Raw genomic sequence first — 20,331 nt, 5'->3', positions numbered from 1 at the left:
CAAAACGCAATACGACACGAACCTTGGTTGGTGGACCGACAAGCCTGAGCGCGATGGTCGCCCGCCCTCGCGGCGGCCCATCTCCCTTCACCCCGAGCTGCCTGCCGAAGGTCTTCGTGTGTGGAGGACCTGTGCGTTGATCATTGGCTTGGTGGCGGCCCTCACTTGGACCCTGAAGGTTGCGTTGCTTTGACGAAGCCGATCGGCGAAAAAGCCGCAGCATTCGCCTGTTGTGTTCTGGTCACGCTCAGCTCAGCAAATGCAGATGCGCAGCCGGCCCCTCGGGTCTATGCCTGCAAAGACGCCCACGGCCGCGCGTTGAGTTCAGACCGACCGATTGTGGAGTGCGCGGACAGGAGCCAGCAGGAGTTGCGCAAGACTGGGGGCGTCTTGCACACGGTCGGACCGACCTATTCGGACCTGGACCTTGTCGCTCGCCAGAATCAAGATCAACGGGCGGAGCAGGCTGCCCTTGACCGCGCGGGCGAACGCCGGCGAGAGCGAGCCCTCCTGGTCCGGTATCCGGACGCTCGCATTCACGACCGGGAGCGCGACGAGGCCCTGGCGCAGATCGAACAAGCCGCCCAAGTAGCCAGGCATTACCTCGCAACGTTGGAGCTTGCGCGGCAAGGGCTCGACCAGGAACTCGAGTTCTATCGTGGGGACCGCACCAAGGCACCGGCGGCCTTGCGTGAGAAATTCGAGGAAAACGAAACCGGCGTTCGGGTGCAGAGCAAATTCATCCAGTCAATGGAAGAGGACAGACAGCGCCTTGCCCTGCGATTCGCCAAGGAGCGAACTCAACTCGAAGCGCTCTGGCAAGCCGTCGCCGCGAAGCGCTGACTGCGCCCGGCCGACCTCGGCTAGCCCTTGCACTTCCGGGGATGAGCGCAGTCAGACGAGGCTACAGACATCCACATGGGACGCTGACATCGCGCGCGTCGAGATCTGCTGAGGACAGGCACTGGGAGAGAGTGGGCGCGGGAGATCGAATGCTAGGAGCGACTTCGCATGTTCATAGGTGCATTCGAGTTGGGTGTGGCCTCTGTCGGTCATTCCCGATCTCTCATCAACGCGCCTGCATCTTGCTTGGCGTGGTTGCAATGTTGCTGTCGATCAGTCTTGTGGCCGCACAACCAGTTCCCAAGCCGTACGCACCGCCCCCGCCGGAAGGACAGCGACCTAGCGCCGACCCGGAAATGGTCGTGAGTCCCCCGCGGTCGGGTGATTCCAAGATGGCGGAACCTGCGCCGCGTCATATCGATCCGGGCTTGGTCGAGCGGCCTGTGGCAAGATCGCCGCACGGGGGATCGACAGAAGCCCGGCTGGCTCCCCGGTCCGACAGCACGCTCGCGTCAGGACGACTGCAGGGGTTCAGCCGCGGATTGCAAACAGACGACGGCGCGATAGCGGAACCCCAGGCTGATGCAATTGTTCCCGGCGCACCGCGCGTGGGCGGACGCACAGAGGCTGGTCGACTTGCCCTGAGGTGGCTACTCGGTGGGCGAAGCGTTGGCGTTAGGGTCGAGCGAGCGCTCCGCCTCAAGCCAGTCCTCCAACTCGTGGCCGGCCGGGCGCCCGCGCCGCTCCCATGCGGCGTAGGCTGCCGCGCGGATGCGCGCTTGGCGATCGTCACCGCCCGACGTTCCTGACTGGGAAGCGGACTTGACGCGGGGGTCAATGCCCTGGATGGGCCGGTTCGTCAAGTCGTCGCCGATCTCTACGACCTTGCTTTCGTTGGCCTTGTCTCGGAACTCTGCGGGCGCACTCTCGGTGGCTCGCTTCATATTGCTCTTGACGGCCTCACGCTCCGACTCGGGGCGGTTCTGCATGTCCTGCATGTTCATGACAAATTCCTTAAAGAAAGAGAGATCGCCGCTATAGCTCTGCCCATCAGAAAGCAATCGAAGTCAGATTTGTCATCGGCAGATACTGCGAATGGATGTAGGGCGGCGTCCCGCGTGTACTGCTCTCCTGGGTCCTTGATCGCCGGCCCTTGGCTCCACGATCCAACCGGGCGGTATCCATTAATTCGGCGGGCGCGCCTGCGATCTTCGAGTTCTTGCCTCACTACACTCGACGAGGACACCACCCCGACGCAACGCGCGCGTTCGGGTAACCCAACGACGAAGTCGCGTTAGCCCCGGTTCAGGCAAAACTCGAAGAACTCCTCGAGCTGTGTCGATTTGTCGAAGAACTCGTCTGCGCCGCTTCGAGGCAAGCCTTGCGCATCGTCTCGGTCGGATAGTTGGTGAGCACGGCCACCCTCGATGGCGGTCGCGGCCTTGGCACCAACGGACTACGCCGAGACCCGATCCTTCGGCCAAGAAGAGATCGACAACTGCGAGATCCCACCGCCCCTTGTGACGCGCAAGCCACGCAATCGCTTCGTCTTCAGTCTGGGCAATGGCCATCACGCTTGCAGACCCCCAATCAGCTAGCGCGGCAATCGGGTTGTCTTGAATCTGTTTCGCCCTCAATCCTCCCGCCGGCGCGGTTCCTGAGGCGCCAACTGGCGTGCTCACGGCGATCGACCGAGCGCAAGACGCTCTGGACGGCCTCAAAGTGGCCATTAGCTCATCCCCTCCAGTGCCTCCGGTACAGGCGACGAGCTGACCGGCCACAGGATCGTCGTCCGCGGCCCCACCTTCGGCGCGTCGACGATCGACGACTCCTTGGCCAGCGCCATCACCCGCTTCCGCCCGACGAGGTCCCAAGAACCGATGCTCGCCTACGTTTAGGAGGGTGGACTACTGCCTCACGATCGATCGCGGTATGCCCCACGCTATGGCGGCCATGAGCTGCGCAATCCGCCGGCCCCGATTCGGATGACCACCGAGCTTGATGGGCGTCGACGTGCAGGCGGAAGCGTCATGCCAGGTTCTCGGCGACCGGCAACGGCTCGTTCAGGTGTTCTCCAACCACCTGACCAACGCATCGAGAATACAGCGACGAGGAAGGGCGCATCGACATCATCACCAGGGTCTTGGTGACAGGATCAGTGTCACGGGCGCAGACCGGAATCGGCCTGGACCCCCAGCTTGAACCGAAAATCCAAGTCAAGGACGCCAGGCAAGCGCTACATCACACCGCTGCGTTCACCGCGTCCTTCAAGGACTTGCCAACAGCAACTTAACAGCCTTGCTCGCCTTGATGGTCATCGGTTCGCCGGTCGACGGATTGCGACCCGAACGTTCGGTGCGGTTCGAAACGGTGAGGTTGCCGAAGCCGACCAACTGCACGCCCTCGCCTTTGGCAAGGGCGCCGGCCAGGTTCGAGCGCTGAGTCAAGTGCTCGGGCAGCGTCGGCCTTGGTGAGAGTGGGATCGGCGGCGATGGCTGCGGTGAGTTCAGTCTTGCTCAAAACCCGGGTTCCTTCGAGTAGGACGTTGGCAATCGAAGCCAGGCATGCGGCGCGCCCTTGAATTGGGTCGCGTCGGCGTCTCTGCGAGAGAACGATCGGGGCGCCACCGTGTTCTTCCGAATCGTCGTCTATTTGGCGTGATCTCGGAAGTCATCCTTGGATCTGTGGGATCCATTGAAGGACTTTGACAGGAACGCGCCGATCATTCCAGACATCGGCGACACGGGCCCTCTGCCAAGGCCTGCACCCGCAGCCTCGGCGGCGCTGGCTGCTGAGGTTGTCACCCGAAGACCTCCTGTGGGGGTTGTCCTGCACTAGCTCCGCGATGCGGCTTGCATCGGCAGGCCCAGGATTCGTGGCACCTTTCGGCAACCAGCTTCCATCGAACTGGAGGGCCCAATGATTGAGCAACAAAATCTTCTGACCCCGGGCGCAGAGGAAGGCGTCGAGAAATCCCCTGCGGAGTTGGGCAGCGCGGGCAGCGCGCCGCTGGGCAGCTTTGCAAACCTCGAAGACAAAGGTGGATGGCTGTCCTTCCGCGTAGCGCGGGCTGGTGGTTCGATACCGGTGCGCGCCACGCGAGAGGCGATGGAAGACCACTTTGGAGCAGGGCCGGGCGAGAAAGGCCTTGCAGAGGCTTACCTTCGGCACAGCCAGGCCATCAACGCGAAGGTGTTGGAACTCGCTCCTGCGGGCGACGTGTACTCGACAGAGAACCCCTTGAAGCTTAGCACTGGAGATTTCGAATAGGTATGCCCTAGCCTCTCCATCTCGCCCGTGGCCTTGAAGGCGGGGTGGACGATTCACTATCGCGGCGCGCCGTCCTTCAAACAACCCCTGTGCGGGCCTGCATGCCGATGCCCTCATCCTCTCGCACCATCTGAGGAGTTCCCAAGAGGCCAGAACCATGCCAACAGACTCCAGCACTCCCATTTCCGATGGCCACTCGCTCGAATACCGCGGCTTTCGCTTCGTGTTGCGCGCAGAGCCCGTCCGCGGCGGCTATCAGCCCATCGTCGTTCTTGTTCGAACTCCCGCGGATGAGGAAGAGACGCAACTGCCCAACGACACCGAGGAAATCGTTTATGGGACCGAGGCGGAAGCAACCCGTCACGCCGAGCAGCAGGCGATGCGCTGGGTTCATGACCGCACCGGTGATGGGCAGGGACAGTTCTAAGCCGCCCACCGTAGGTTGATGCGGCGGGGGGAGCCTTGCGGAGCGCGCTTCATTGGTGCGCCTCGAAGAACCCCGGCGCGCCCGTGGGCGACCCGGAAGGGGCGCACCGGCAGGAGATCGGCGCATGGATACCAGACCGAATCGTGAGAACCATCCTCACGCATCGTTGCCCGGTCGGCATGTCGCGCCCAAATGTCGGAAAGGCCGTGACGGGGCGAATATTGAGGGGCGGTACGGCCGATGTTCTGGTCCCACAGCCCGGGACGAGCCGCGAGAGCATCCTGCATAGGAGCCACATCGCCTACCGTCGACAGCGTGCGAATATGGCTCATTGCAGCACCTCCACCATGGACGCCATTTGCGCGTTGTCACGGTCAATGATGAGAACCTTATCAACCTCGGCCGCATCGGTGCAGTCGGTCGCGTGGATGCAGTACCCAACCACATCGGTGAGGGCCTTCACGCCGTGATGCTTGCCGGCCTTAGTCGCGAGCATGGCGGGCCGGTCAGTTCCGACGCGGGCCGCCTCCACCTTGCAGAGGCGAACGATCAAGCAGCCCCGAGCACCTCATCCAACCAGTCCAGCGAGCGCCGATTCACCAGCGAACGACTCAACATCTCGCAATCGCCCTCGGCGTGCTCCTCGCGCGTGAAGCGCACCAGTTGCCTGGGGCAGCGCAACTGATTGAAGAAGGCTTGCGTTGCGGCCAGCGGGCGCCTGCGTGAAAAGGGTGGGACAGCGAATGAGCCCAGTGCGGCCCTGCGTCGAGAAACGCTCGATTTCGCGCAGGGACTCGCGCATGGTCGCAACGCAGTTCATCCAGAATCCCGCGCTGCTTGACGCTCCAGCGCAGCACGCGGTCGTTGTCGATGATCGCCTCCATGCGATCGACCAGCGCCGGATCGAGATCGCCGAGGCTGGCCGCGGCCTCCGGGCCTGCGCCCCCTCTTCCGCGGTGCCACTCAAAGACGCCGAGGCCGTTGCCGTCCTCTAGGAAGAGGTCTACGACAGCGAGGTCCCATTGGCCTTCGTGGTGGCGAGCCACGCGATCGCTTCAGATTCCGATTGCGCTATGGCAATCACGTGGCAGATCCCAGATCTGCCAGCGCAGGGACAGGTGCTCTCGAACTTTTGTGTTGTCTTCAACGAGGAAGACTGAAAGCACGGCCATCGTGACAAGACCCCGATTGTTATCTTTGGTTTGGGAAAGCCTATTAGGAATCATTCGCGCATGAGTGGGCGCTTGGGATATGAGTAGGTAGGTGGTAGCCGCCATGGCCAAGAACGAGAAGGACAGGACCCCCCAACCAGATCAACGCCGAGTTGAGGTGGGCGCTTGCGAGCGAGCGGCTCGGCTTCGTGCTCGATCCCACACCAGTTGCTTCGCCGGAGGGCGCGACAGCCGATATGGCCGCTGCGTTGGGAGAACGTTCGAGCGGCACTAGACGAACTCCAAATAGCCTTCGGAAGTCGCTGACCTACCTCCCGGGACATGTTTCAGTCTTCCCTGACCCCATCTGTAGGTCCAGACGGGCACTCACCATCGGTTCGCGCCCGCAGTCGCATAGCCTCGATACGAATGGTGCGGCCGCTTTAGAGGCGCATCGTCTCCTTTCCAATCACTCAACAGGAGACCTGCGATGGCTGATCTGAATGACCCCCGCGTGCCGGGCGACAAGGACGCGACTGGTACCGCTACTGGTGTGGGCGCGGTGCTGGGCGGCGTTGCTGGTGGCGTAGCTGGCGGCGCTGCCGCCGGTGCAGCCGTCGGCGGAATGACCGGTCCGGTGGGCGCGGTAGTGGGTGCCGCGGTGGGTGCCGTGGCCGGCGCCCTGGCTGGCCGTGCCGTCAAAGCGGACCCGGTAGCCGAAGATGCCTACTGGCGTGAGAACTATGCCGGGCGAGACTATGTGGCCCCCGGCACGAGCTACGACGACTACTCGCCGGCCTATCGCTACGGCGTCGACGCCTATTCGCGTCATCCGGATCGCAAGTTCGATGACGTTGAAGCGGATCTAGGTCGCGACTGGGGAACCGCTCGCGGACGGTCGTCGTTGGAATGGGATCGCGCAAAGCATGCAACGCGCGATGCTTGGCAACGTCTCAGCGACAACGTCGAACGAGCCATTCCTGGCGATTCGGATCGCGACGGTCGCTAGCCCTAGATGATCGACAAGGCGGCCACGGTCGTCATGTCGATTAGCAGTTCATTCGACGCCTGGTCCGCCAACCGGATCGGTCTTCGTCCTTGCCCCCGGCAGCGCGGACCCTTCAGGGGCGATTCTTTTGCGAGCGCCATCAGCCGCTCCGTCCCTTGCCTGAGCGCATGTGTCCGGCTGTGGCAGCTGCCCTCGGAGGCTTCAAGCTCGTTGTAGACCGACGCATCCTCCGTGCTCTCGATCAGGACCCAATGAAAGACGCCCGGATCGGGTTCGTCCACGGTAACGGTCGATCGAGCGGAGATGGTCAGTCATCAGCTAGGGCTTCCTCGAGGTAGGGTGCGTGTCAGCGCTTAGCGACAGCGCCACCCGTCGATGGCCGCCTACGCCAACGTCGGCGAACTACTACCATTCCTGAGGAGCGCCGTGGCGACGCTTGTGTTTTGCACAAGGAGATCGCGAAATGACTGAAAGCAAGCATCAGCCCGCCGCGCCGTCGCCGGCCCATGAAGCAAGGCTTGGAGATCGTGGTGCATCCTCGGGCCGCAACATCGAGCAAAGCCGCGCCATCGGGCAGGACCCTCCCGAGGAGGGCAGCCGAATGGGGCGTGAGGCGAACAAGAAGGCCGGCTTCCCGGGCACCCCGGACATTGGCACCGATGCGGCCCAAACCGAGGAAGCCGCGGGCAACGATAGCGCCAGGCAGTGACCTGACACTCGGAGAGCCGGAGGGTCCGGGTTGGCGGCCCACGCCTACTTCTGAGGCTTGCGCAAGTGCTGGCGAACCGCGTCGGCGCTCACGCTACGGCGGCCACGGCCTCCCGAAGCTTCTCTCTGACACGCCGAGGCCTTCGTCCAGTAGCGGATTTCGTTGGCGGTTACCTCGCTGGGCTTCTACGAACGAAGTGGAGCGGCATCCATACGGACGACGCGCGTTTTCGTGACCCTGCGCACGGCTTTCTCGCCTGGGCAGTAGCGACCCTTGTGACCTTCGCGCTGATCGCCTCAGCGGTTGGGTCCGCCGTGAGTGCTGGAGCCAAGGCCGGCATGGGTGTGGCCTCGACCGTGGCTGGTGGCGCAGCGAGAGCGGCGGCAGGAGCTGCCTCGAACCGCTCCGGCGACGATGGAAGCAGCGGCCCCATGGCAGTATGAGTCCGCGGAGGCGGAGGCGAAAGCAAAGCGCGTTGGCCTTTGGCGCGAACTTGAGCCTGCGGCGCCTTGGGAGTGGCGCAGGGCCCAGCGCGCCGACGGACAGCACTGAGACAAATCGCTGCATGTAGTAAGAATGTGCGCAACTTTGGCGCGCCATATCGCTTGGGCACGCCTCCGCCAGCGAAAGCTTGTCCACCGGCGTGGTGGGCAACGTTGTGGATAACGTGGCTCCGAGGGCCGCAAACCGTTGCCAGCCGTGCGTCTCCGCGTAGTGCCTGCAAAAGCGGCATATCAATGTCGCGCCGAGATGTTAGCGATGGGCCAAGGGCATCAAGGGCCCACTCGCAACGAGCGGGTTGCCGAAGCATCCTCTACCAGCGCCAGCGGACCATCACGTTCCAGAGTACGGCGGAGTCGTCGCCTTTGTATGTAGGCCGTTCACGTTTTCCGCGTTAAGGCCGCGTTCACCGAGCAGGTTCAGCATCTGATCTTTCCCTTTCCTCCTCCAACCGAGGACTTCAGAGGGGTCCTCATTGCCCGCTTCGGCGGGCTTTTTCGTGGCCGCGAGGCGCCTGCAGCGGCGGTCCGAGCGAGCTCACCAGGCTTTAGCAGGCACCGATCTTGGAACGGTCATGGTGAAGCAGATCCGTTGAGAGGTGGACTGGCCGATGACATCCCCGCCATGGGCCCTCGCTATCTGCCTTGCGATGAAGAGGCCCAAGCCGAGATGCGAGCGATCCGTCCTCGGCGCTTCCTTGGTTCCCCTGCGCAGCGGCTCGAACAGCCGCTCGATCTCGCCGCGTGAAAGATGCCGGCCGATCGCATTCTCGACCGACAGGCGCACGACATCGTCGTCGCCTTCCAGCTGTACGGTCACTGGCTCCGAAGGAAGCCCGTGCTTGACCGCGTTGGCGACCAGATTCCCGAGTGCTTCGCACATGCGTGAACTGTCGAACTGCAGCCGGGTGTCACCCTGCACGACCCACTCGATCCTGGCGCCGGGAAGCGCTGCGCGCTGCAGCTCCAGTTCTTCTTCGCACGCAGCGGCTAGATCGCCGGGAGCCAACTCGATCGCCATGCCCGCGCCCAGGCCGGCGCGGTTGTACTCAAGCAATGAGTCGAGCAGCACGGCCATCCGATGGGTGCCGCGAGTCAACGCCGCGGCCGACGCGGACATTGCTTTCGGGGCACGGCGGGCCATGACCTGAGCGGTGAGAGAAACGGCGTTCAGCGGGCCGCGCAGGTCGTGACCAAGCACCCCCAGAAAGATCTGTTGCCATCGCTCGACTTCGGCAGCATATTCCCGCACGGACTCGGCGAGTGCCTGGTCGATCGCCTCATTGAAGCGACCGATGTCTCGAATCGAGTCGGCGTCGGCAACAGAGGCCTCGGCCCACAGGCGCAAGACGCAGGAGCGCAGGGCGCGAAATTCGGCGACGAGTTGCTCCACATGAAGCCCGCTACGGGCGCGCAGCAATCCGTGTGTCGCGGCGGCGGTCGCCTCCGAGGGGTGGCCCCAAGGTGCGCGGCCGCGAGACCTTTCAATAGACTCCGTCCTACTCTGCGGCGTTCGAAGGTCGGCTGAAATTGCTTCCAGCAGCTTAGGCAGGTGGTCGCGAAGCACGACTTCGCCTTCGTCTCCCAAAGCGAAGATCGTCTTGGCATGGGCAACGGATTCCGCCAGGATTTCCTCTCTGGCGCGCTCTATGAAATCCGAAATTTGCATGGTAGGAATCCAATCTTTGCCCGGCTCGGCACCGGTTCTGCCCTTTCCGAAGGGTATCGCAGAAGGTATAGAACATGGCACCAGCGTTTGAAATCCTGGTTCTCGACGACGAGCGCGAATCGGCTGACATGCTCGGTGAGATCCTCGCCCTCCAGTTTGAAGGCGCGCGGGTCAGAGTTGCTTACTCTGGCGAAGACGCAGTGGCCTTCGGGACGGAGCGCCGCCCAGATCTTGCCATCCTCGACCTGGAAATGGGCGGTCTGGATGGGGAGGGAGCGGCTCATGCCCTGCGATCTGCGTACCCGGATGTCGGACTCCTGCTCATTGCGCTCTCAGGGAATGTCGTGCGGCTCGCGGAACTACGGATGAAGGGCACCTTCGACCACCTGCTGAGCAAACCGGTTGACCTGGAAGCTCTGTTTGGCTTGGTAACCCGGCAGGTCCTGGCCCGATAGGCTTGGGTGCCGTTGCCGGCCCTTCCTCGGGACTACGGAGGCGAGATCGGCCCAGCGTCAAACACCTCGACCGGCGTCAGGCGCATCAACTGCCTTGCCTCGTCCATGGTGCCCCGCGAGCCACTGATCGACGTCGCCCTTCTCTATCGCGATCACCGAGCGCTTGTCCTGCTGGTCGGGAGGCAGCTTCGGATCTGGCTTGTGCATCCGGCTCATCAGCGGGTGGTGGTCGGCGTTCAGGGTGAGCATCGTGCAGCTCTCGTGGACCTCCCCTGTCGCCTTGTCGGTCCAGTATGACGGCGAACCCGAGGCCACTGCCGAAAAAAGCTCGGCTAGGATTGCCACCATGCAGTTCAGCGAGCTGACCGTCGGCGCCAGGTTCCGGTTTTTCCGGCGCGGCCTGGTGCTGACCAAGATGGCGAAAGACATCTACACCGGGCCCGACGGTGAGGCGCAGAAGACCCCGGCCGACGTCGAGGTCCTGGCCGAGGATGACCTGACCGCGCCAACCGCCCGAGCCGCCGCGAAGCCCGACGACGTCGCCCTGATCTCGAAGGCCCTGGACGACCTAGAGGCCCAAGCCGGCAAGACGCCCGAACTGGCGGCCGCCCGGCAGGCGCTGCGTCGGCTGGATGTGCTGGCTCGCCTAAAGCCCGGCGTCTGACGTCCCTCTTCGCCCGGCTGTCAGACTCGTCATTTTGGGATCGTATGGCATAGCAACCTCTTTCGAGGGGGGATCGGTGCGCTTCTCCTCGTGAGGAGCCGGGAGACATTTGTCCCCCTGGGCATACTCGAGATATTCGTCCCATTCTTGTCGTGTTGTCATGAGGTTCACCTCCCGGGCCTTGCCCTGGCTTGTGACTCCCCGAGTTGTCAACCGTACTTCGATTGGTAGCGGAGGTCTGTCAGACAAGAGCGAAAGGGAAGACACATTCGCACGGCGGGGCCTCCTCAGGCGCTGGGGCCGGCTGGTTGCCCTGGCCCGGCTGAAGCGCCGGCTGATTGGATCAAAATCGACGACCACGGGTCCGGAATGAGCAGGCTGCTGCGCCTCCTCAACCCCATTTGGGAGCGCACAAAAGAGGGATGTTCGGTGACTTTTTCCCGCTACGCGCAATGAGCGGACCGCGCACCCGATTCCTGTGCCGCAGTGCCCCTCGAAAATATCTGAATGGACCGCCCCCCCGACCTCTCAGACGACGAACTTTTTCGACGCTCCCAGGTGCTTCGGATGCAAGCAAACGACGGCGGCCAAACCGCACTTCGCGAAGCCCTCGAAATGGAACAGGAGGCCAGACACCGATTCGCCCACGCCACCACCATTGCCGCGCCACTGGCGGCATTGCCTATCGGGCGACGACCTTGGTGGCGGTTTTGGTAACCCCATGCGCTCCGGCGGGATGCGTTGGCATCACCGACCGCTGACCCTCCCTGATCGCTCCCCAGCCTCGACTACCGCTTGAACCGCTCCGCCGACACCGCCCCCTTCCGCTTCACCTTGATCCAGTCCCGGCTTCGGCTGCCGGGCACGTAGATGCTGTCGTCGCGTTTGGCCACCAAACCTTCCAGCTTGAGGCCGAGGACAGCGTCGTTGAAGATGCGCGGGATGTCCTCGTCGATGTGGCCCACGGCCAAGACGTTCTCGGGACTCGGGTCCAGCAGCTCTGCGAGGAGCGCCTTGCGCTGCAGGAGCGTGTGCTGGGTGATGTCGATCCCATGGTCGACCATCAGGTCGAACACGGCATAGCCCACGAGGTCGCAGCCCTCGTACCAGCGGCGCCGGCGCGCGCGGTCCTGGAGGCGATTGAAGTCGGAGCGGCCGATCTCATCGAACGCGCACACCTCGCCATCTGTCACGTAGGGTCCGCCGCGCAGCGCAGCCAACGACTTGGCCACCTCCGGGAACCAGCGCGTCGCGTCGGCGCCGTTGCGGGTGCGCAGCTGGCACTTGCCGTCCCCGAACATCGCCGTCATTCGGTAGCCGTCGTACTTGATCTTGAATATCCAGCCGGGCGCGGTCAACGGGAGCGGCCGCTCGTCGAGCAGCATCGGCGGGTAGTCAGCAAGGTCCATGTCGCAAAAAGTGCACCGCCTGTAGGGCGCCGGCTGTCAGAAATTGGCGCGAATTGCTGAATGCGACGCCGCCCAGAGTGCGTCGAAATCTCCCATCTAACCAGGAGACTCACATGGCAGACGACCCCAAGAAAACAGGCGACGACCGAAAGCAGATCTCACTGAAAGAGCCGCATGAAGTGCGGAGCTGGACGGACGCTCTGGGTGTGACCGAGCAAAAACTGCGTGCCGCTGTCGCCGCAGTGGGCCACTCGGTGGAGAAGGTACGCGAGTACCTACGGAAGAAATGACCGCGCGGGCCGCCGCACCGAAGATGGGCCCTGGCGAGCCCACCTTCGACGAACAGGCCGCTCGTCTGATTGGCTCGCTGGCAAGCCAGCCCAGAAAGCCGGTCAAGCGTGCGCCGGCTGCAAAGGTGACTGCCATGGGCAAGATGGCAGCAGCCCGGGCCCAGGCGCGAACCAACAAGAAGAAACCGAAGTAGCCATGATGGACCAAGAAGAAGAAGACGAAGACGACGATCCCGTGGGCTGCCCGCCAGTCCGCGACCCAGTGCGCGAGTTTCGCGCTGCGGCGGAGGCTTCAGGGCTGATCTGGCAGGGAGATCCGCTCGACCAGAAGCTGATCGACTTCGCTCACAGGGTCGTCGAGCGGTGCGCCTGCATCGCTGAGTCCTTCGTGGACGATCGCGACCACAGCGCAGCAGATGCAATCAGGTCCGAGCTGGGAGAGCACTGAAGCGGCGCCCTACCCGCCGCTCTTATGCCGCGTACTAAGAAGCCTGCGACCGTGGGGACCAATGCGACCGTGAAGGGGGCGCTGCGTGGCGACATCGTTTGGAAGCAGACTCGCCGCCTCACCCCGGGCACCGCAAGCAAGGCAGCCATGTGAGCGCCTTGCGAGCCGGCAAAGGTCAGTGCACTCCTGGCTACATGATGGCTACATGGGCACAAAAAGCAAAAAGTCCGCTATCAATTTGCTAGCGGAGTTTCCTTACTGGGATTGGTAGGACGTACAAGAATCGAACTTGTGACCAACGGATTAAAAGTCCGCTTCAAGAAGGGAGCATGGCCAAATAGCGTTTGTCCACAGCCGGTCTGACCGTAGGGCGACCTCAACCCTGCGCCTACTTTGACCGGGCGACGACCTTGTGTAGGAAACTGAAATCTTGCCTGCGCGAAACCACTGAAAAGTAGCATCTTGCTTGGAGCGGCTCCCCTCGGGAGCTACTGAAATCTTCGCTGCGTTCCTACATGACTCCCTGTTCCGGAAAGACCCCAGCGCGACGCCGTCGTCGGGTGCTACCGGCCAGGCGGACGCGAGCCAAGCCACGTCGGATCGCGCGACCACTGCGGAGGTCGGGCGAATCTTTGCCAACGCATTGCGAACGGGAACGCTGTCGGCAGAGGACAACCGCTACGCAAGCCAGGTCGTGGCACAACGAACGGGCCTGAGCCAACAGGATGCGGAGAAGCGCGTCAACGACGTCTACTCTCGCGCCAAAGCCGCCCTGGAAGAGACCAAGACGAAGGCCAAGGCGATGGCGGACTCGGCACGAAAGGCAACCGCCTATGGATCGCTTTGGATATTCATTTCATTGGTGGTGGGCGCGCTCTTCGCCTCCTACTGCGCGACGGTCGGCGGGCGACAGCGGGATCTGTGAACTAGCGATGCGGGTTACCGTCAGCGGCCAGGCCCGCCGGGTACCGGCGCTTCGCGCCCTCGTAGGTCAGCTTGCGCAGGTGCGGCGCCGGCGTCTCGCCCTCGGGCACGACCTCGCGCGGATATTCGTACTTCAGCTCCTCCAGCGAGAACGTGCACAGGCTAGCCACCCGCACGGTCTGCCCCATCCACTTGCCGGGCACCTGGTTCATCAGGGCCGCGCGGCCCCGCACGTAAGACTCGGTGTTGGTCGAGCGCGAAACCCGCGGTGGCCACGGTCTTACCCACCCGGACCGCGGTGAGGACGTCCTGGACCTTCTTGCGCTTGCTCGTGTGCATGACCGGGCTCGAGCTGCGACCTGCTCGACGACCCAGAGCCGCAATTCGTCGTCCATCAAAAGCGGGCGCGGCGCCACGATCCAGGCGCGGCCCGGAACCAGGCCTTCAGCCACATGGCCTGGGCGAAGAGCGAATCGACAGTGGCGTCCGTCTCGGGCAGCAGCAGCGCCAGGCAGCAGGGCATGCCGGCCAGGTGCGGCGCCCGGATATTCTTGCCCTCCACGTCCGTCACCAGGGCCCTGTAGCTCCCCTGGGCGGCGCGCGGGCGCGCGAGCGTGATGCACTGGCAGAGGTTGCCCCAGTCGGGCTTGTTCTGGGCCAGGAACGCGAGCGGCGTACTACGCCAGACGCTGAACACTCATGGGTCAAAGCGAGGGCGGAATAGAGCTTCGCGGCCGCGCGCTCCACCAGCTCCTCGGGTTGCGAGGCGCCGACGAGAAGGTGAAGTTCGAGAGGCAGTGCAGCCCGGCGAAGGGAGGCGGTTCGTACATGCTGGATATAAAACCAGTATCGCACCGATCCCTGTCCGATGCTCCATCAGGCATGCAATTGCATGCTGCTGGCATTGCAATTGCAATTGCAACTGTGCTATGTTGTTCCCATGACCGCCACCAACACCAATCTTGCCCCTACGTCCGTCGCCGGTGTCATGGCCAAGGCGTTCGACGGCGTGTTCGTCCATGCCTTCTCCCGTGGGGACGACGATATCCGTGGAGCCGGAACGTTCTTCCACGGTAGCGAGACAACCTGGGGGCTGAACCGGGGCGTTGCGGCGCGCTACGCGTCGTGGAGCGTGCCCGCCCGCTCTCTGGACGAGTGGTTCGAGGCATCGCGCCTGCCGCGCAAGAAGGACCTCTTCACGGCCCTATGCGTCAACCCATCGACGCTTTCGCGCATGCGACCGGAAGCGCCCCTTGAGCCTGGCGTCACCGAGCGCCTGCTCCGCCAGTCGGACCTGTTGGTTCGGGCGGCGGAAGTGTTCGGCGATCAAGGTCCGACCTGGATGACCAAGCCGCACCCCCTGCTCGACGGGAAGACGCCCATCGAGTTCGCGACGAACGAATACGGCGGCGAGAAGGTGCGCTCGATCCTGAACGCGATTGAGCACGGGGGCGTCGTTTGACGCTGTCGGTCTGGCGCATCTGCACGACCAAGGGCTTGCGGCGCGATCAACTCGGCTACGGCTCGACGCTATCGCCGGGGCGGTGGCACCTGCCGGCACCGGCTGGGCAGGCTGTCGTCTACGCCGGGAGCAGCCGCGCGATCTGCCAACTGGAGAAACGCGTTCATTGCAACGGCCTGAAGCCGATCGGCCAAGCCCTGATTCGCCTCGATCTGCCTGACGGCGCAGCACTGCAGGACGTTCGCGAGGGATTCAACCTTCCCGCGGACTGGATCGACCAGGAGGCGCTCACCCAATCGATCGGCGTGGCCTGGCGCAAGGCCGGGGACGCGCTCGGCCTGTGGGTGCCATCGGCCGTCGAGCCGAGCGAGAGCAACATCGTCCTGAACCCTGATCACCCGGCATTCCTGGAGGTGGTGGTCGCGGTCGAGCGCAACCCGTTCGAGTTCGACGACCGCATGTTCCCTTGATCCACCCGATTCTCGTCGACGTCCCCTTCCCCGCGTGCAACGTCGTGCAGGCGTCCCTCCGCGGCCGCGCGCGTGTCGAAGTGAGCACCGAGGGCGCCGCTGGTGTTGAAGGTGTCGAACTGCTCGGTCGTTCCGAGCCAGAGGCGAATCGTCGTCGTCATGGCGCGTCCCACATCGGGCGCAGCGCGAAGTCGACGGTGTTGTCGAAGATCAGGTACAGGGGGAAATTCAACAGCCGCCAGATTTGGTGCCACTTAGGTACTCCCTTCGATTTCAGCCCCGGGGAGCGTCCCCGCTGGGTTCTTCATCCGGCTCATCAGCGTTCGCGATCGGTTGCTCGGCCACTTTCGGAGCAGGGAGCTTCAATACGCTGCTCAGGTTCGCCGCGATGGAGGGGTGATACGTTGCAAGTATCTTCGTGCCTTCGGCAATCCGGCTTCGCCATCCCTTGCCGCGAGCCATGATGTCTTCCGCTGCTCCCTGAAGTGCGTACGGTGATCGCTCGAGGGCATAGGAAACGAGGGCTGCGACTTGCCCCGCATCTTTTGCGATCTTCGTGCGGAACTGCTCTTCGCGCTCCGCCATCACCACGAGTTTGTGCAACGCGTAGCGCAACGGTGAAGGGATGTTGACGACAAGCGCGTTTTCGCCGGAGATCACCGCGGTCTGCGTTGTCTTCTCAGGGGAAAATTCCATGAACTTGAGGGGTTGCAGGTTCACGTTCAACGGCTCGTGACGGTAGATCGCGTCGTTGCGACCGGCGACCGTGAGAAGGTCAATTCGCAAGTCTCCGCTCTTCGAATTCAGGTAGGTCGCGCCCTGGCCGGTCGTGATCGAGTTCGCGGGCAGCAGGCCCATCTCAAGCGAGGTGATCGCATCGTGCACGTTGGCTTCAGCGTTGGTCGCAAGCGCGAGCGAAACGTTCTTTCCCGCATGAGCAAAATCGATATCGTTGGTCCGCCATCCTCCGTTCCATCGCACGCCGAGCATGTTGCCCATGGCGATGAAGGCGTGGGTGCCGATCAGTACGCCGCCGGCATTGAAGAAGCCGTGTTCCGCGAGCCGATGGATCACTTTGAAGTGCTGCGGCATAACCGTCATGCATCCAAGGGACGTGCACGCCAGCGAGAGCCTGGCCAGGCTGTCGTGGCCAGGGGCCTTTCCTTCCGAGCGCAACCGGATCAGCTCGCTAAGCCGCTCGTCGACTGGGTCTAGGTAGACCTGCTTCAGTTTCCCCTCCAGGTCGCGGAACTGCCAGTACCAGTACTGGATACCTTTGATTTCCTTCTTGTTGAACGAGCCCGTGAGGTCGAACGCACCTGACGTCGGGTACGCCGCGTCGAGCAACCAGATTCGGACGGCGACAAGGGCACTCGCTCAAATGGCGTTGACGACCGCTGAATCGGTCTAGAGCCAGATCACCGCCACCCCTTTGCGGTATCCCTTGGCTGAGTGAAGCTTGAACTCCTAGTAGGTCCGCAGGAATGCGCGCTCCATGCTTTCCCGCGACTGTGTCGCCACCCCTGTCGCGCTCGATGTCAGCAAAAGCCGCAAGCCGTTTGGGGAGGCAGCTATCGCTTGCATCGCTCCACCGGCATGGCGCCCGCCCGCGCACCTCTAGGCCTTTCTGTTCCCGGGGACATTCAGGCCCGGTTCAGCGACGAGTTCCACGATTTGTTCCTCCTCTCCGACCAACAAGGTCTTGCCCGCTTCGGCGGGCTTTTTCGTGTCGCCCCCGAATGACTGACCGGCTCCGCGTCCTGACAAAGCATTTCGCATACAAGGGCCACAACGTCTCGATCACCACCACGAGGATCTGGGGAACGTGGAGTTGGACCTGCGAGATCGACGACAAACGGCTGAATGTGAGAAGTCATCGGCGGCACTTGATGGAAGCGTCAGCGTTGATCGAGGCGACGTTCCGCGCGAGAAGATGCATCGACAGATTGCCATAGCCTGAGAGAGTCCCCTGCTGCAGCTGATCGATGAGGCGTGAAGCGCGTTCCGCTCGCGTCATGTCCCCCGTCATTGATGAACGCGCGTCTCCGGGCGAGCGTCTCGGATGGCGAGCGAGGGCTCCGCAGCCTCAAAGGCCCATGGCCAACTTCAGGGTCCACGCCAGCGCAACGACCAAGCCCACGAGCAACGCGCGGCTGCGCCACCTCCGCAGGCCAGCCGCGGGCTGTCTTGACGCCTGAGAAATCCGTCGTGGCGAAGATTCTCGCCCTTCGTGCTCGGCTTTCTGGCTCAGCCACTCCGCGTCGTACCGTGAATCTTTCATGTAACCGAGTGTAGCCATATGTACTACTTAAGTGTCGGTCATTGTTCACGAATCCTGCCGGGTGCTGAGATGCGGATTCAGGTTTCGTTCAGGCGCGAAGACCGAGCCCGAGACGATCGGCCTGGTCCTACAGGGACAACCCCCCGTGCCTCAGCGGATGTCTGGTAGTAACATGAAAAATCATCGGAGGCCAAATCTCGTGCTCTTGGCCTGGTTCTGATGCCGTTCCGTCTTGTCATCGCACCCCTGCATTTGGTGCGATGAATCTCCACCCCTCCTGTACGACTTCGGCTCCGGCGCCTCCTGAATGGTCGATGAGGCTCATCTTCGAGACCGAGGGCGAAACGTCTCAATGCATCTGCGTGATCTCGCGCAACGCGATAGAAATGTGTCGGCTTTCTACCGCCTGTTCGGATTCCGACCGTGGCCGTCAAAAAGTAGCAGAAAAGGCACGGGCGTGGATCGCCGAGTTCTTGAGCCGTGAAACCACGGGCGCGGCTTCGCAGTCGCCGGAGTCCGCCAAGGGAAATCAAGATCGACCCACGCCGAAGCAGACGGCTGGGCTGCAAAGTTTGAGAACGCGGTGGCCCTTGAGAGGGCTGTAGTCCGCGGCCCTAGCGCCGACGAAGCCACAGGTCTTGGCGGCCCTCGAAACGTCGAAGCAGGCGCCCCCATAACCAGTTCGTGTTCCTGTGGTGGCGACTGCACCTCAGCCGATACCGAACGCGCACGCGGCCAATGTCCGGCCCGAGCCAGCTACGACCTGTCGCTGCAGTTCGATCCGAATCTTGCCGAATTCAATGCGGGCGGGCAGGCTGTACGACGAACTCGGGAACAGCGAGGGCTCGATTCGGCGCTACAGCGCGCATCTGCGTCTGTCGGGGCAACTATGACGCTATAGGCGGCGATCGCGCCCCACCTTGCCAGCGAGTTGGCGGAAGGCCTGCGAAATCTCGGTTCAGGCTTGGTGTTTTTCGATCCAATGAGTGGCGGGACCGTGAAGTCGATTGCCAACTTCCAAAGTCCTCAGCAGCCTTTGGCGGTTGTTGACTGGGGGTGGTCGAGCGTCGACATGGCCGTGGCACCTTCGTGCGGGTGCGCCCAGCGCTGGCGCGCCCGGCGCCGAGCCTGAGCGTGATCGACAGCCTGCGCCCGACGGCGACCGAAACGGTGGTGCAGGTGCTGAAGGTCGAGCAGGCCGTGCCGCCCCGCGACGTCGGTCTGCTGCTGCAGTTGGCGGCCGGCGAAAAAGCGATGCATGCACTACCTGCGCATCAACCGCAAGGGGGAGCCGGCCATGCTGACCGATGCCTGGGTGCCGGCGCACCTGGGCAAACGCGTCACCGAAGCGGCCCTCAGGAAGAAGGCGCGCTACGAGATCCTGATGGCGCAGGGCGTCGAGTTCGGACGCGTGGTGCAGGAAATCAGCGCGACCGTCGGCGACCCGCAGCGCGCCGGCCTGCTACGCACCGAAGTTGGCGCGCCGATGCTGAAATTGGTGCGCCTGATGCACGACATGGACGAGCGCCCGGTGCAGCACCTCACGGCGTACATGGCCGCCGACCGTGCCAGCGTGCTGATGGAGATTGCCGGCGCTTCCGTCAACACGCTGACTGCGGGGCAAATCGTTCTAGATGGACATGCCTGAACGACAACCTGATCCAGCAGCCCGCCGTCGGGCTCGTCTGGCCGCCGCGGGAGGAGTCCGATTACTCCCTGATCGTCGACGGGCAAGCAGCCCCGGATGGCGAACTCCTGCGGATCACGCCGAGCCGAGCGGTGCTGCATCGACATCGACCCGCGCGCCGACCCGACGCGGTCGAACACGGGGCCTGTGGTTCGGATTGCGTAGAACTGAAGATTCCAACCGATGCTACAGACCTCGGCCGCCCCTGATTCCGGCGCCGCTGCAGCGCCGGTCGCCGCGGTCACGATGCAACTCCTGCCTCCAAGGCTCCCGCCTTGAACTCGGATAGCGGCCTGCAAGAAGCGATGGCGGTCCCGGACTGCGTACCGCGCTCCAGGTGATCGCGCTGCGCTGGGATACATGAAGCCGGACGCGCCGCCTCGCGGCGCTGCAGCGCCGTTTTCGCGCAAGCAGGAAGACAATGCATGAATGTCGCACGAGGAACCCCCCGCTTTTCGGACCCTGACCGGCCTGTACGAGCCGTCGGCCATCCAGCAGTTGCCGGACGGGCGCTTCCTGGTCGTCGAGGACGAGAAGGACCATCCGTTCAGCGTGGTCACGATCGGCGCGGATGGGCATGTCGAAAGCACCAGCCTGACGCCGGGCCTGCTTCAATTCTTCAGCGACTTCTGGAAGCTAGACGACCTCGAAGGGCTTGCGCTC

The 20,331-nt window shown here is 63.3% G+C and carries 27 protein-coding genes and 1 pseudogene; 17 read left to right on the top strand and 11 right to left on the bottom strand.

Features of this window, described 5'->3' with window-relative positions; translation table 11 throughout:
* The first annotated feature begins 189 nt into the window (after positions 1-189).
* Positions 190-843, top strand: a complete 654-nt coding sequence (locus tag QTI17_RS33730) for a DUF4124 domain-containing protein (protein ID WP_286538460.1) — start codon at positions 190-192, stop codon at positions 841-843.
* Between the two features lie 650 nt (positions 844-1,493).
* On the opposite strand, the gene QTI17_RS33725 is transcribed toward QTI17_RS33730, so the two are convergent.
* The gene (locus QTI17_RS33725) at positions 1,494-1,847 is read right to left on the bottom strand and encodes a DUF2934 domain-containing protein (protein ID WP_286538458.1); all 354 of its coding nucleotides are present in this window, start codon (positions 1,845-1,847) and stop codon (positions 1,494-1,496) included.
* A gap of 1,263 nt (positions 1,848-3,110) precedes the next feature.
* A complete protein-coding gene (locus QTI17_RS35185; protein WP_353506754.1) occupies positions 3,111-3,290 on the bottom strand; it encodes an HU family DNA-binding protein in 180 nt (59 codons plus the stop codon).
* 472 nt (positions 3,291-3,762) lie between these two features.
* On the opposite strand from QTI17_RS35185, the gene QTI17_RS33715 reads away from it, so the two are divergent.
* Both QTI17_RS33715 and QTI17_RS33710 read left to right on the top strand, forming a co-directional pair.
* A complete protein-coding gene (locus QTI17_RS33715) occupies positions 3,763-4,113 on the top strand; it encodes a hypothetical protein (RefSeq protein ID WP_286538457.1) in 351 nt (116 codons plus the stop codon).
* A 157-nt stretch (positions 4,114-4,270) separates the two neighbouring features.
* On the top strand, positions 4,271-4,540 hold the full coding sequence (locus QTI17_RS33710; RefSeq protein ID WP_286538455.1) for a hypothetical protein: 270 nt from the start codon (positions 4,271-4,273) through the stop codon (positions 4,538-4,540).
* A 328-nt stretch (positions 4,541-4,868) separates the two neighbouring features.
* Here the strand turns inward: QTI17_RS33710 and QTI17_RS33705 are convergent, their stop codons facing one another.
* Positions 4,869-5,036 (bottom strand): hypothetical protein, encoded by a 168-nt coding sequence (locus tag QTI17_RS33705; protein WP_286538453.1) that lies wholly within the window; start codon positions 5,034-5,036, stop codon positions 4,869-4,871.
* A gap of 304 nt (positions 5,037-5,340) precedes the next feature.
* Between QTI17_RS33705 and QTI17_RS33700 the strand changes: the two genes are divergently transcribed.
* Both QTI17_RS33700 and QTI17_RS33695 read left to right on the top strand, forming a co-directional pair.
* Positions 5,341-5,535, top strand: coding sequence for a hypothetical protein (locus QTI17_RS33700; protein ID WP_286538452.1), 195 nt, complete (start codon positions 5,341-5,343; stop codon positions 5,533-5,535).
* Positions 5,536-6,181: 646 nt separating this feature from the next.
* Complete coding sequence (locus QTI17_RS33695; protein ID WP_286538450.1) at positions 6,182-6,700, top strand: glycine zipper domain-containing protein; 519 nt, start codon at positions 6,182-6,184, stop codon at positions 6,698-6,700.
* A gap of 2 nt (positions 6,701-6,702) precedes the next feature.
* Here the strand turns inward: QTI17_RS33695 and QTI17_RS33690 are convergent, their stop codons facing one another.
* A complete protein-coding gene (locus QTI17_RS33690; RefSeq protein WP_286538448.1) occupies positions 6,703-6,981 on the bottom strand; it encodes a hypothetical protein in 279 nt (92 codons plus the stop codon).
* A 182-nt stretch (positions 6,982-7,163) separates the two neighbouring features.
* Here QTI17_RS33690 and QTI17_RS33685 point away from each other — a divergent pair, with 182 nt between their 5' ends.
* Positions 7,164-7,409 carry a hypothetical protein gene (locus tag QTI17_RS33685; protein WP_286538446.1) on the top strand — a complete coding sequence of 82 codons (246 nt, stop codon included), beginning with the start codon at positions 7,164-7,166 and terminating at the stop codon, positions 7,407-7,409.
* A 1,038-nt stretch (positions 7,410-8,447) separates the two neighbouring features.
* Here the strand turns inward: QTI17_RS33685 and QTI17_RS33675 are convergent.
* On the bottom strand, positions 8,448-9,578 hold the full coding sequence (locus QTI17_RS33675; RefSeq protein WP_286538445.1) for a sensor histidine kinase: 1,131 nt from the start codon (positions 9,576-9,578) through the stop codon (positions 8,448-8,450).
* A 74-nt stretch (positions 9,579-9,652) separates the two neighbouring features.
* Here QTI17_RS33675 and QTI17_RS33670 point away from each other — a divergent pair, with 74 nt between their 5' ends.
* Positions 9,653-10,033, top strand: coding sequence for a response regulator (locus tag QTI17_RS33670; protein ID WP_286538444.1), 381 nt, complete (start codon positions 9,653-9,655; stop codon positions 10,031-10,033).
* 57 nt (positions 10,034-10,090) lie between these two features.
* On the opposite strand, the gene QTI17_RS33665 is transcribed toward QTI17_RS33670, so the two are convergent.
* Complete coding sequence (locus QTI17_RS33665; protein WP_503011160.1) at positions 10,091-10,282, bottom strand: hypothetical protein; 192 nt, start codon at positions 10,280-10,282, stop codon at positions 10,091-10,093.
* Between the two features lie 97 nt (positions 10,283-10,379).
* Here QTI17_RS33665 and QTI17_RS33660 point away from each other — a divergent pair, with 97 nt between their 5' ends.
* On the top strand, positions 10,380-10,697 hold the full coding sequence (locus tag QTI17_RS33660; protein WP_286538443.1) for a hypothetical protein: 318 nt from the start codon (positions 10,380-10,382) through the stop codon (positions 10,695-10,697).
* A 788-nt stretch (positions 10,698-11,485) separates the two neighbouring features.
* Here the strand turns inward: QTI17_RS33660 and QTI17_RS33655 are convergent.
* Entirely contained in the window at positions 11,486-12,082 is a 597-nt protein-coding gene (locus tag QTI17_RS33655; RefSeq protein WP_286538442.1) for an ATP-dependent DNA ligase, read from the bottom strand.
* A gap of 137 nt (positions 12,083-12,219) precedes the next feature.
* On the opposite strand from QTI17_RS33655, the gene QTI17_RS33650 reads away from it, so the two are divergent.
* The 4 genes from QTI17_RS33650 to QTI17_RS33635 all read left to right on the top strand — a co-directional run bounded on the left by QTI17_RS33650 (position 12,220) and on the right by QTI17_RS33635 (position 13,769).
* The gene (locus tag QTI17_RS33650) at positions 12,220-12,396 is read left to right on the top strand and encodes a DUF3606 domain-containing protein (protein ID WP_286538441.1); all 177 of its coding nucleotides are present in this window, start codon (positions 12,220-12,222) and stop codon (positions 12,394-12,396) included.
* Positions 12,393-12,590: a hypothetical protein gene (locus tag QTI17_RS33645; protein ID WP_286538438.1), complete on the top strand. Its 198-nt coding sequence runs from the start codon at positions 12,393-12,395 to the stop codon at positions 12,588-12,590. Before QTI17_RS33650 ends, QTI17_RS33645 begins: the two co-directional genes overlap by 4 nt.
* 5 nt (positions 12,591-12,595) lie before the next feature.
* Positions 12,596-12,844: a hypothetical protein gene (locus QTI17_RS33640; RefSeq protein WP_286538437.1), complete on the top strand. Its 249-nt coding sequence runs from the start codon at positions 12,596-12,598 to the stop codon at positions 12,842-12,844.
* Positions 12,845-13,310: 466 nt separating this feature from the next.
* Complete coding sequence (locus QTI17_RS33635; protein WP_286538435.1) at positions 13,311-13,769, top strand: hypothetical protein; 459 nt, start codon at positions 13,311-13,313, stop codon at positions 13,767-13,769.
* A 1-nt stretch (position 13,770) separates the two neighbouring features.
* On the opposite strand, the gene QTI17_RS33630 is transcribed toward QTI17_RS33635, so the two are convergent.
* Positions 13,771-13,980, bottom strand: coding sequence for a hypothetical protein (locus tag QTI17_RS33630; protein ID WP_286538433.1), 210 nt, complete (start codon positions 13,978-13,980; stop codon positions 13,771-13,773).
* Positions 13,981-14,162: 182 nt separating this feature from the next.
* The gene (locus QTI17_RS33625; protein WP_286538432.1) at positions 14,163-14,465 is read right to left on the bottom strand and encodes a PHP domain-containing protein; all 303 of its coding nucleotides are present in this window, start codon (positions 14,463-14,465) and stop codon (positions 14,163-14,165) included.
* Positions 14,466-14,660: 195 nt separating this feature from the next.
* Between QTI17_RS33625 and QTI17_RS33620 the strand changes: the two genes are divergently transcribed.
* Together QTI17_RS33620 and QTI17_RS33615 are read left to right on the top strand one after the other, a co-directional pair.
* Positions 14,661-15,230, top strand: coding sequence for an Xre family toxin-antitoxin system antitoxin (locus QTI17_RS33620; protein WP_286538430.1), 570 nt, complete (start codon positions 14,661-14,663; stop codon positions 15,228-15,230).
* Positions 15,227-15,700, top strand: coding sequence for an RES family NAD+ phosphorylase (locus QTI17_RS33615; RefSeq protein ID WP_286538429.1), 474 nt, complete (start codon positions 15,227-15,229; stop codon positions 15,698-15,700). The genes QTI17_RS33620 and QTI17_RS33615 overlap by 4 nt, the downstream gene beginning before the upstream one ends.
* Before the next feature lie 273 nt (positions 15,701-15,973).
* Here the strand turns inward: QTI17_RS33615 and QTI17_RS33610 are convergent, their stop codons facing one another.
* Entirely contained in the window at positions 15,974-17,047 is a 1,074-nt protein-coding gene (locus tag QTI17_RS33610; RefSeq protein ID WP_286538428.1) for a GSU2403 family nucleotidyltransferase fold protein, read from the bottom strand.
* 231 nt (positions 17,048-17,278) lie between these two features.
* Between QTI17_RS33610 and QTI17_RS33605 the strand changes: the two genes are divergently transcribed.
* The gene (locus QTI17_RS33605; protein WP_286538427.1) at positions 17,279-17,443 is read left to right on the top strand and encodes a hypothetical protein; all 165 of its coding nucleotides are present in this window, start codon (positions 17,279-17,281) and stop codon (positions 17,441-17,443) included.
* A 1,564-nt stretch (positions 17,444-19,007) separates the two neighbouring features.
* Here QTI17_RS33605 and QTI17_RS33600 read toward each other — a convergent pair.
* Complete coding sequence (locus QTI17_RS33600; RefSeq protein WP_286538424.1) at positions 19,008-19,241, bottom strand: hypothetical protein; 234 nt, start codon at positions 19,239-19,241, stop codon at positions 19,008-19,010.
* Here QTI17_RS33600 and QTI17_RS33595 point away from each other — a divergent pair.
* Together QTI17_RS33595 and QTI17_RS33590 are read left to right on the top strand one after the other, a co-directional pair.
* On the top strand, positions 19,240-19,629 hold the full coding sequence (locus tag QTI17_RS33595; protein ID WP_286538422.1) for a UTRA domain-containing protein: 390 nt from the start codon (positions 19,240-19,242) through the stop codon (positions 19,627-19,629). The two genes, QTI17_RS33600 and QTI17_RS33595, sit on opposite strands and share 2 nt — an antisense overlap.
* Before the next feature lie 468 nt (positions 19,630-20,097).
* Positions 20,098-20,331 (top strand): annotated as a pseudogene (locus tag QTI17_RS33590) (hypothetical protein); the annotation flags it as partial.

It is taken from the genome of Variovorax sp. J31P179 (genome assembly GCF_030316985.1).
GTDB classification, from domain to species: domain Bacteria; phylum Pseudomonadota; class Gammaproteobacteria; order Burkholderiales; family Burkholderiaceae_C; genus Variovorax; species Variovorax ginsengisoli_B.
The sequence above is the reverse complement of the archived record's forward strand: the minus strand, read 5'-3'. Positions and strand labels throughout refer to the sequence as shown.

Bases quoted from the DNA above. Each gene is read 5' to 3' on its own strand.
- QTI17_RS33650 (WP_286538441.1), top strand. From the start codon at position 12,220: ATGGCAGACGACCCCAAGAAAACAGGCGACGACCGAAAGCAGATCTCA.
- QTI17_RS33700 (WP_286538452.1), top strand. From the start codon at position 5,341: ATGGTCGCAACGCAGTTCATCCAGAATCCCGCGCTGCTTGACGCTCCA.
- QTI17_RS33695 (WP_286538450.1), top strand. From the start codon at position 6,182: ATGGCTGATCTGAATGACCCCCGCGTGCCGGGCGACAAGGACGCGACT.
- QTI17_RS33665 (WP_503011160.1), bottom strand. From the start codon at position 10,282: ATGCTCACCCTGAACGCCGACCACCACCCGCTGATGAGCCGGATGCAC.
- QTI17_RS33655 (WP_286538442.1), bottom strand. From the start codon at position 12,082: ATGCTGCTCGACGAGCGGCCGCTCCCGTTGACCGCGCCCGGCTGGATA.
- QTI17_RS33660 (WP_286538443.1), top strand. From the start codon at position 10,380: ATGCAGTTCAGCGAGCTGACCGTCGGCGCCAGGTTCCGGTTTTTCCGG.
- QTI17_RS33710 (WP_286538455.1), top strand. From the start codon at position 4,271: ATGCCAACAGACTCCAGCACTCCCATTTCCGATGGCCACTCGCTCGAA.
- QTI17_RS33685 (WP_286538446.1), top strand. From the start codon at position 7,164: ATGACTGAAAGCAAGCATCAGCCCGCCGCGCCGTCGCCGGCCCATGAA.
- QTI17_RS33705 (WP_286538453.1), bottom strand. From the start codon at position 5,036: ATGCTCGCGACTAAGGCCGGCAAGCATCACGGCGTGAAGGCCCTCACC.
- QTI17_RS33725 (WP_286538458.1), bottom strand. From the start codon at position 1,847: ATGAACATGCAGGACATGCAGAACCGCCCCGAGTCGGAGCGTGAGGCC.
- QTI17_RS33715 (WP_286538457.1), top strand. From the start codon at position 3,763: ATGATTGAGCAACAAAATCTTCTGACCCCGGGCGCAGAGGAAGGCGTC.
- QTI17_RS33670 (WP_286538444.1), top strand. From the start codon at position 9,653: ATGGCACCAGCGTTTGAAATCCTGGTTCTCGACGACGAGCGCGAATCG.
- QTI17_RS33645 (WP_286538438.1), top strand. From the start codon at position 12,393: ATGACCGCGCGGGCCGCCGCACCGAAGATGGGCCCTGGCGAGCCCACC.
- QTI17_RS33640 (WP_286538437.1), top strand. From the start codon at position 12,596: ATGGACCAAGAAGAAGAAGACGAAGACGACGATCCCGTGGGCTGCCCG.
- QTI17_RS33600 (WP_286538424.1), bottom strand. From the start codon at position 19,241: ATGCATCGCTTTTTCGCCGGCCGCCAACTGCAGCAGCAGACCGACGTC.
- QTI17_RS33620 (WP_286538430.1), top strand. From the start codon at position 14,661: ATGCTGCTGGCATTGCAATTGCAATTGCAACTGTGCTATGTTGTTCCC.
- QTI17_RS33595 (WP_286538422.1), top strand. From the start codon at position 19,240: ATGCACTACCTGCGCATCAACCGCAAGGGGGAGCCGGCCATGCTGACC.
- QTI17_RS33675 (WP_286538445.1), bottom strand. From the start codon at position 9,578: ATGCAAATTTCGGATTTCATAGAGCGCGCCAGAGAGGAAATCCTGGCG.
- QTI17_RS33630 (WP_286538433.1), bottom strand. From the start codon at position 13,980: ATGAACCAGGTGCCCGGCAAGTGGATGGGGCAGACCGTGCGGGTGGCT.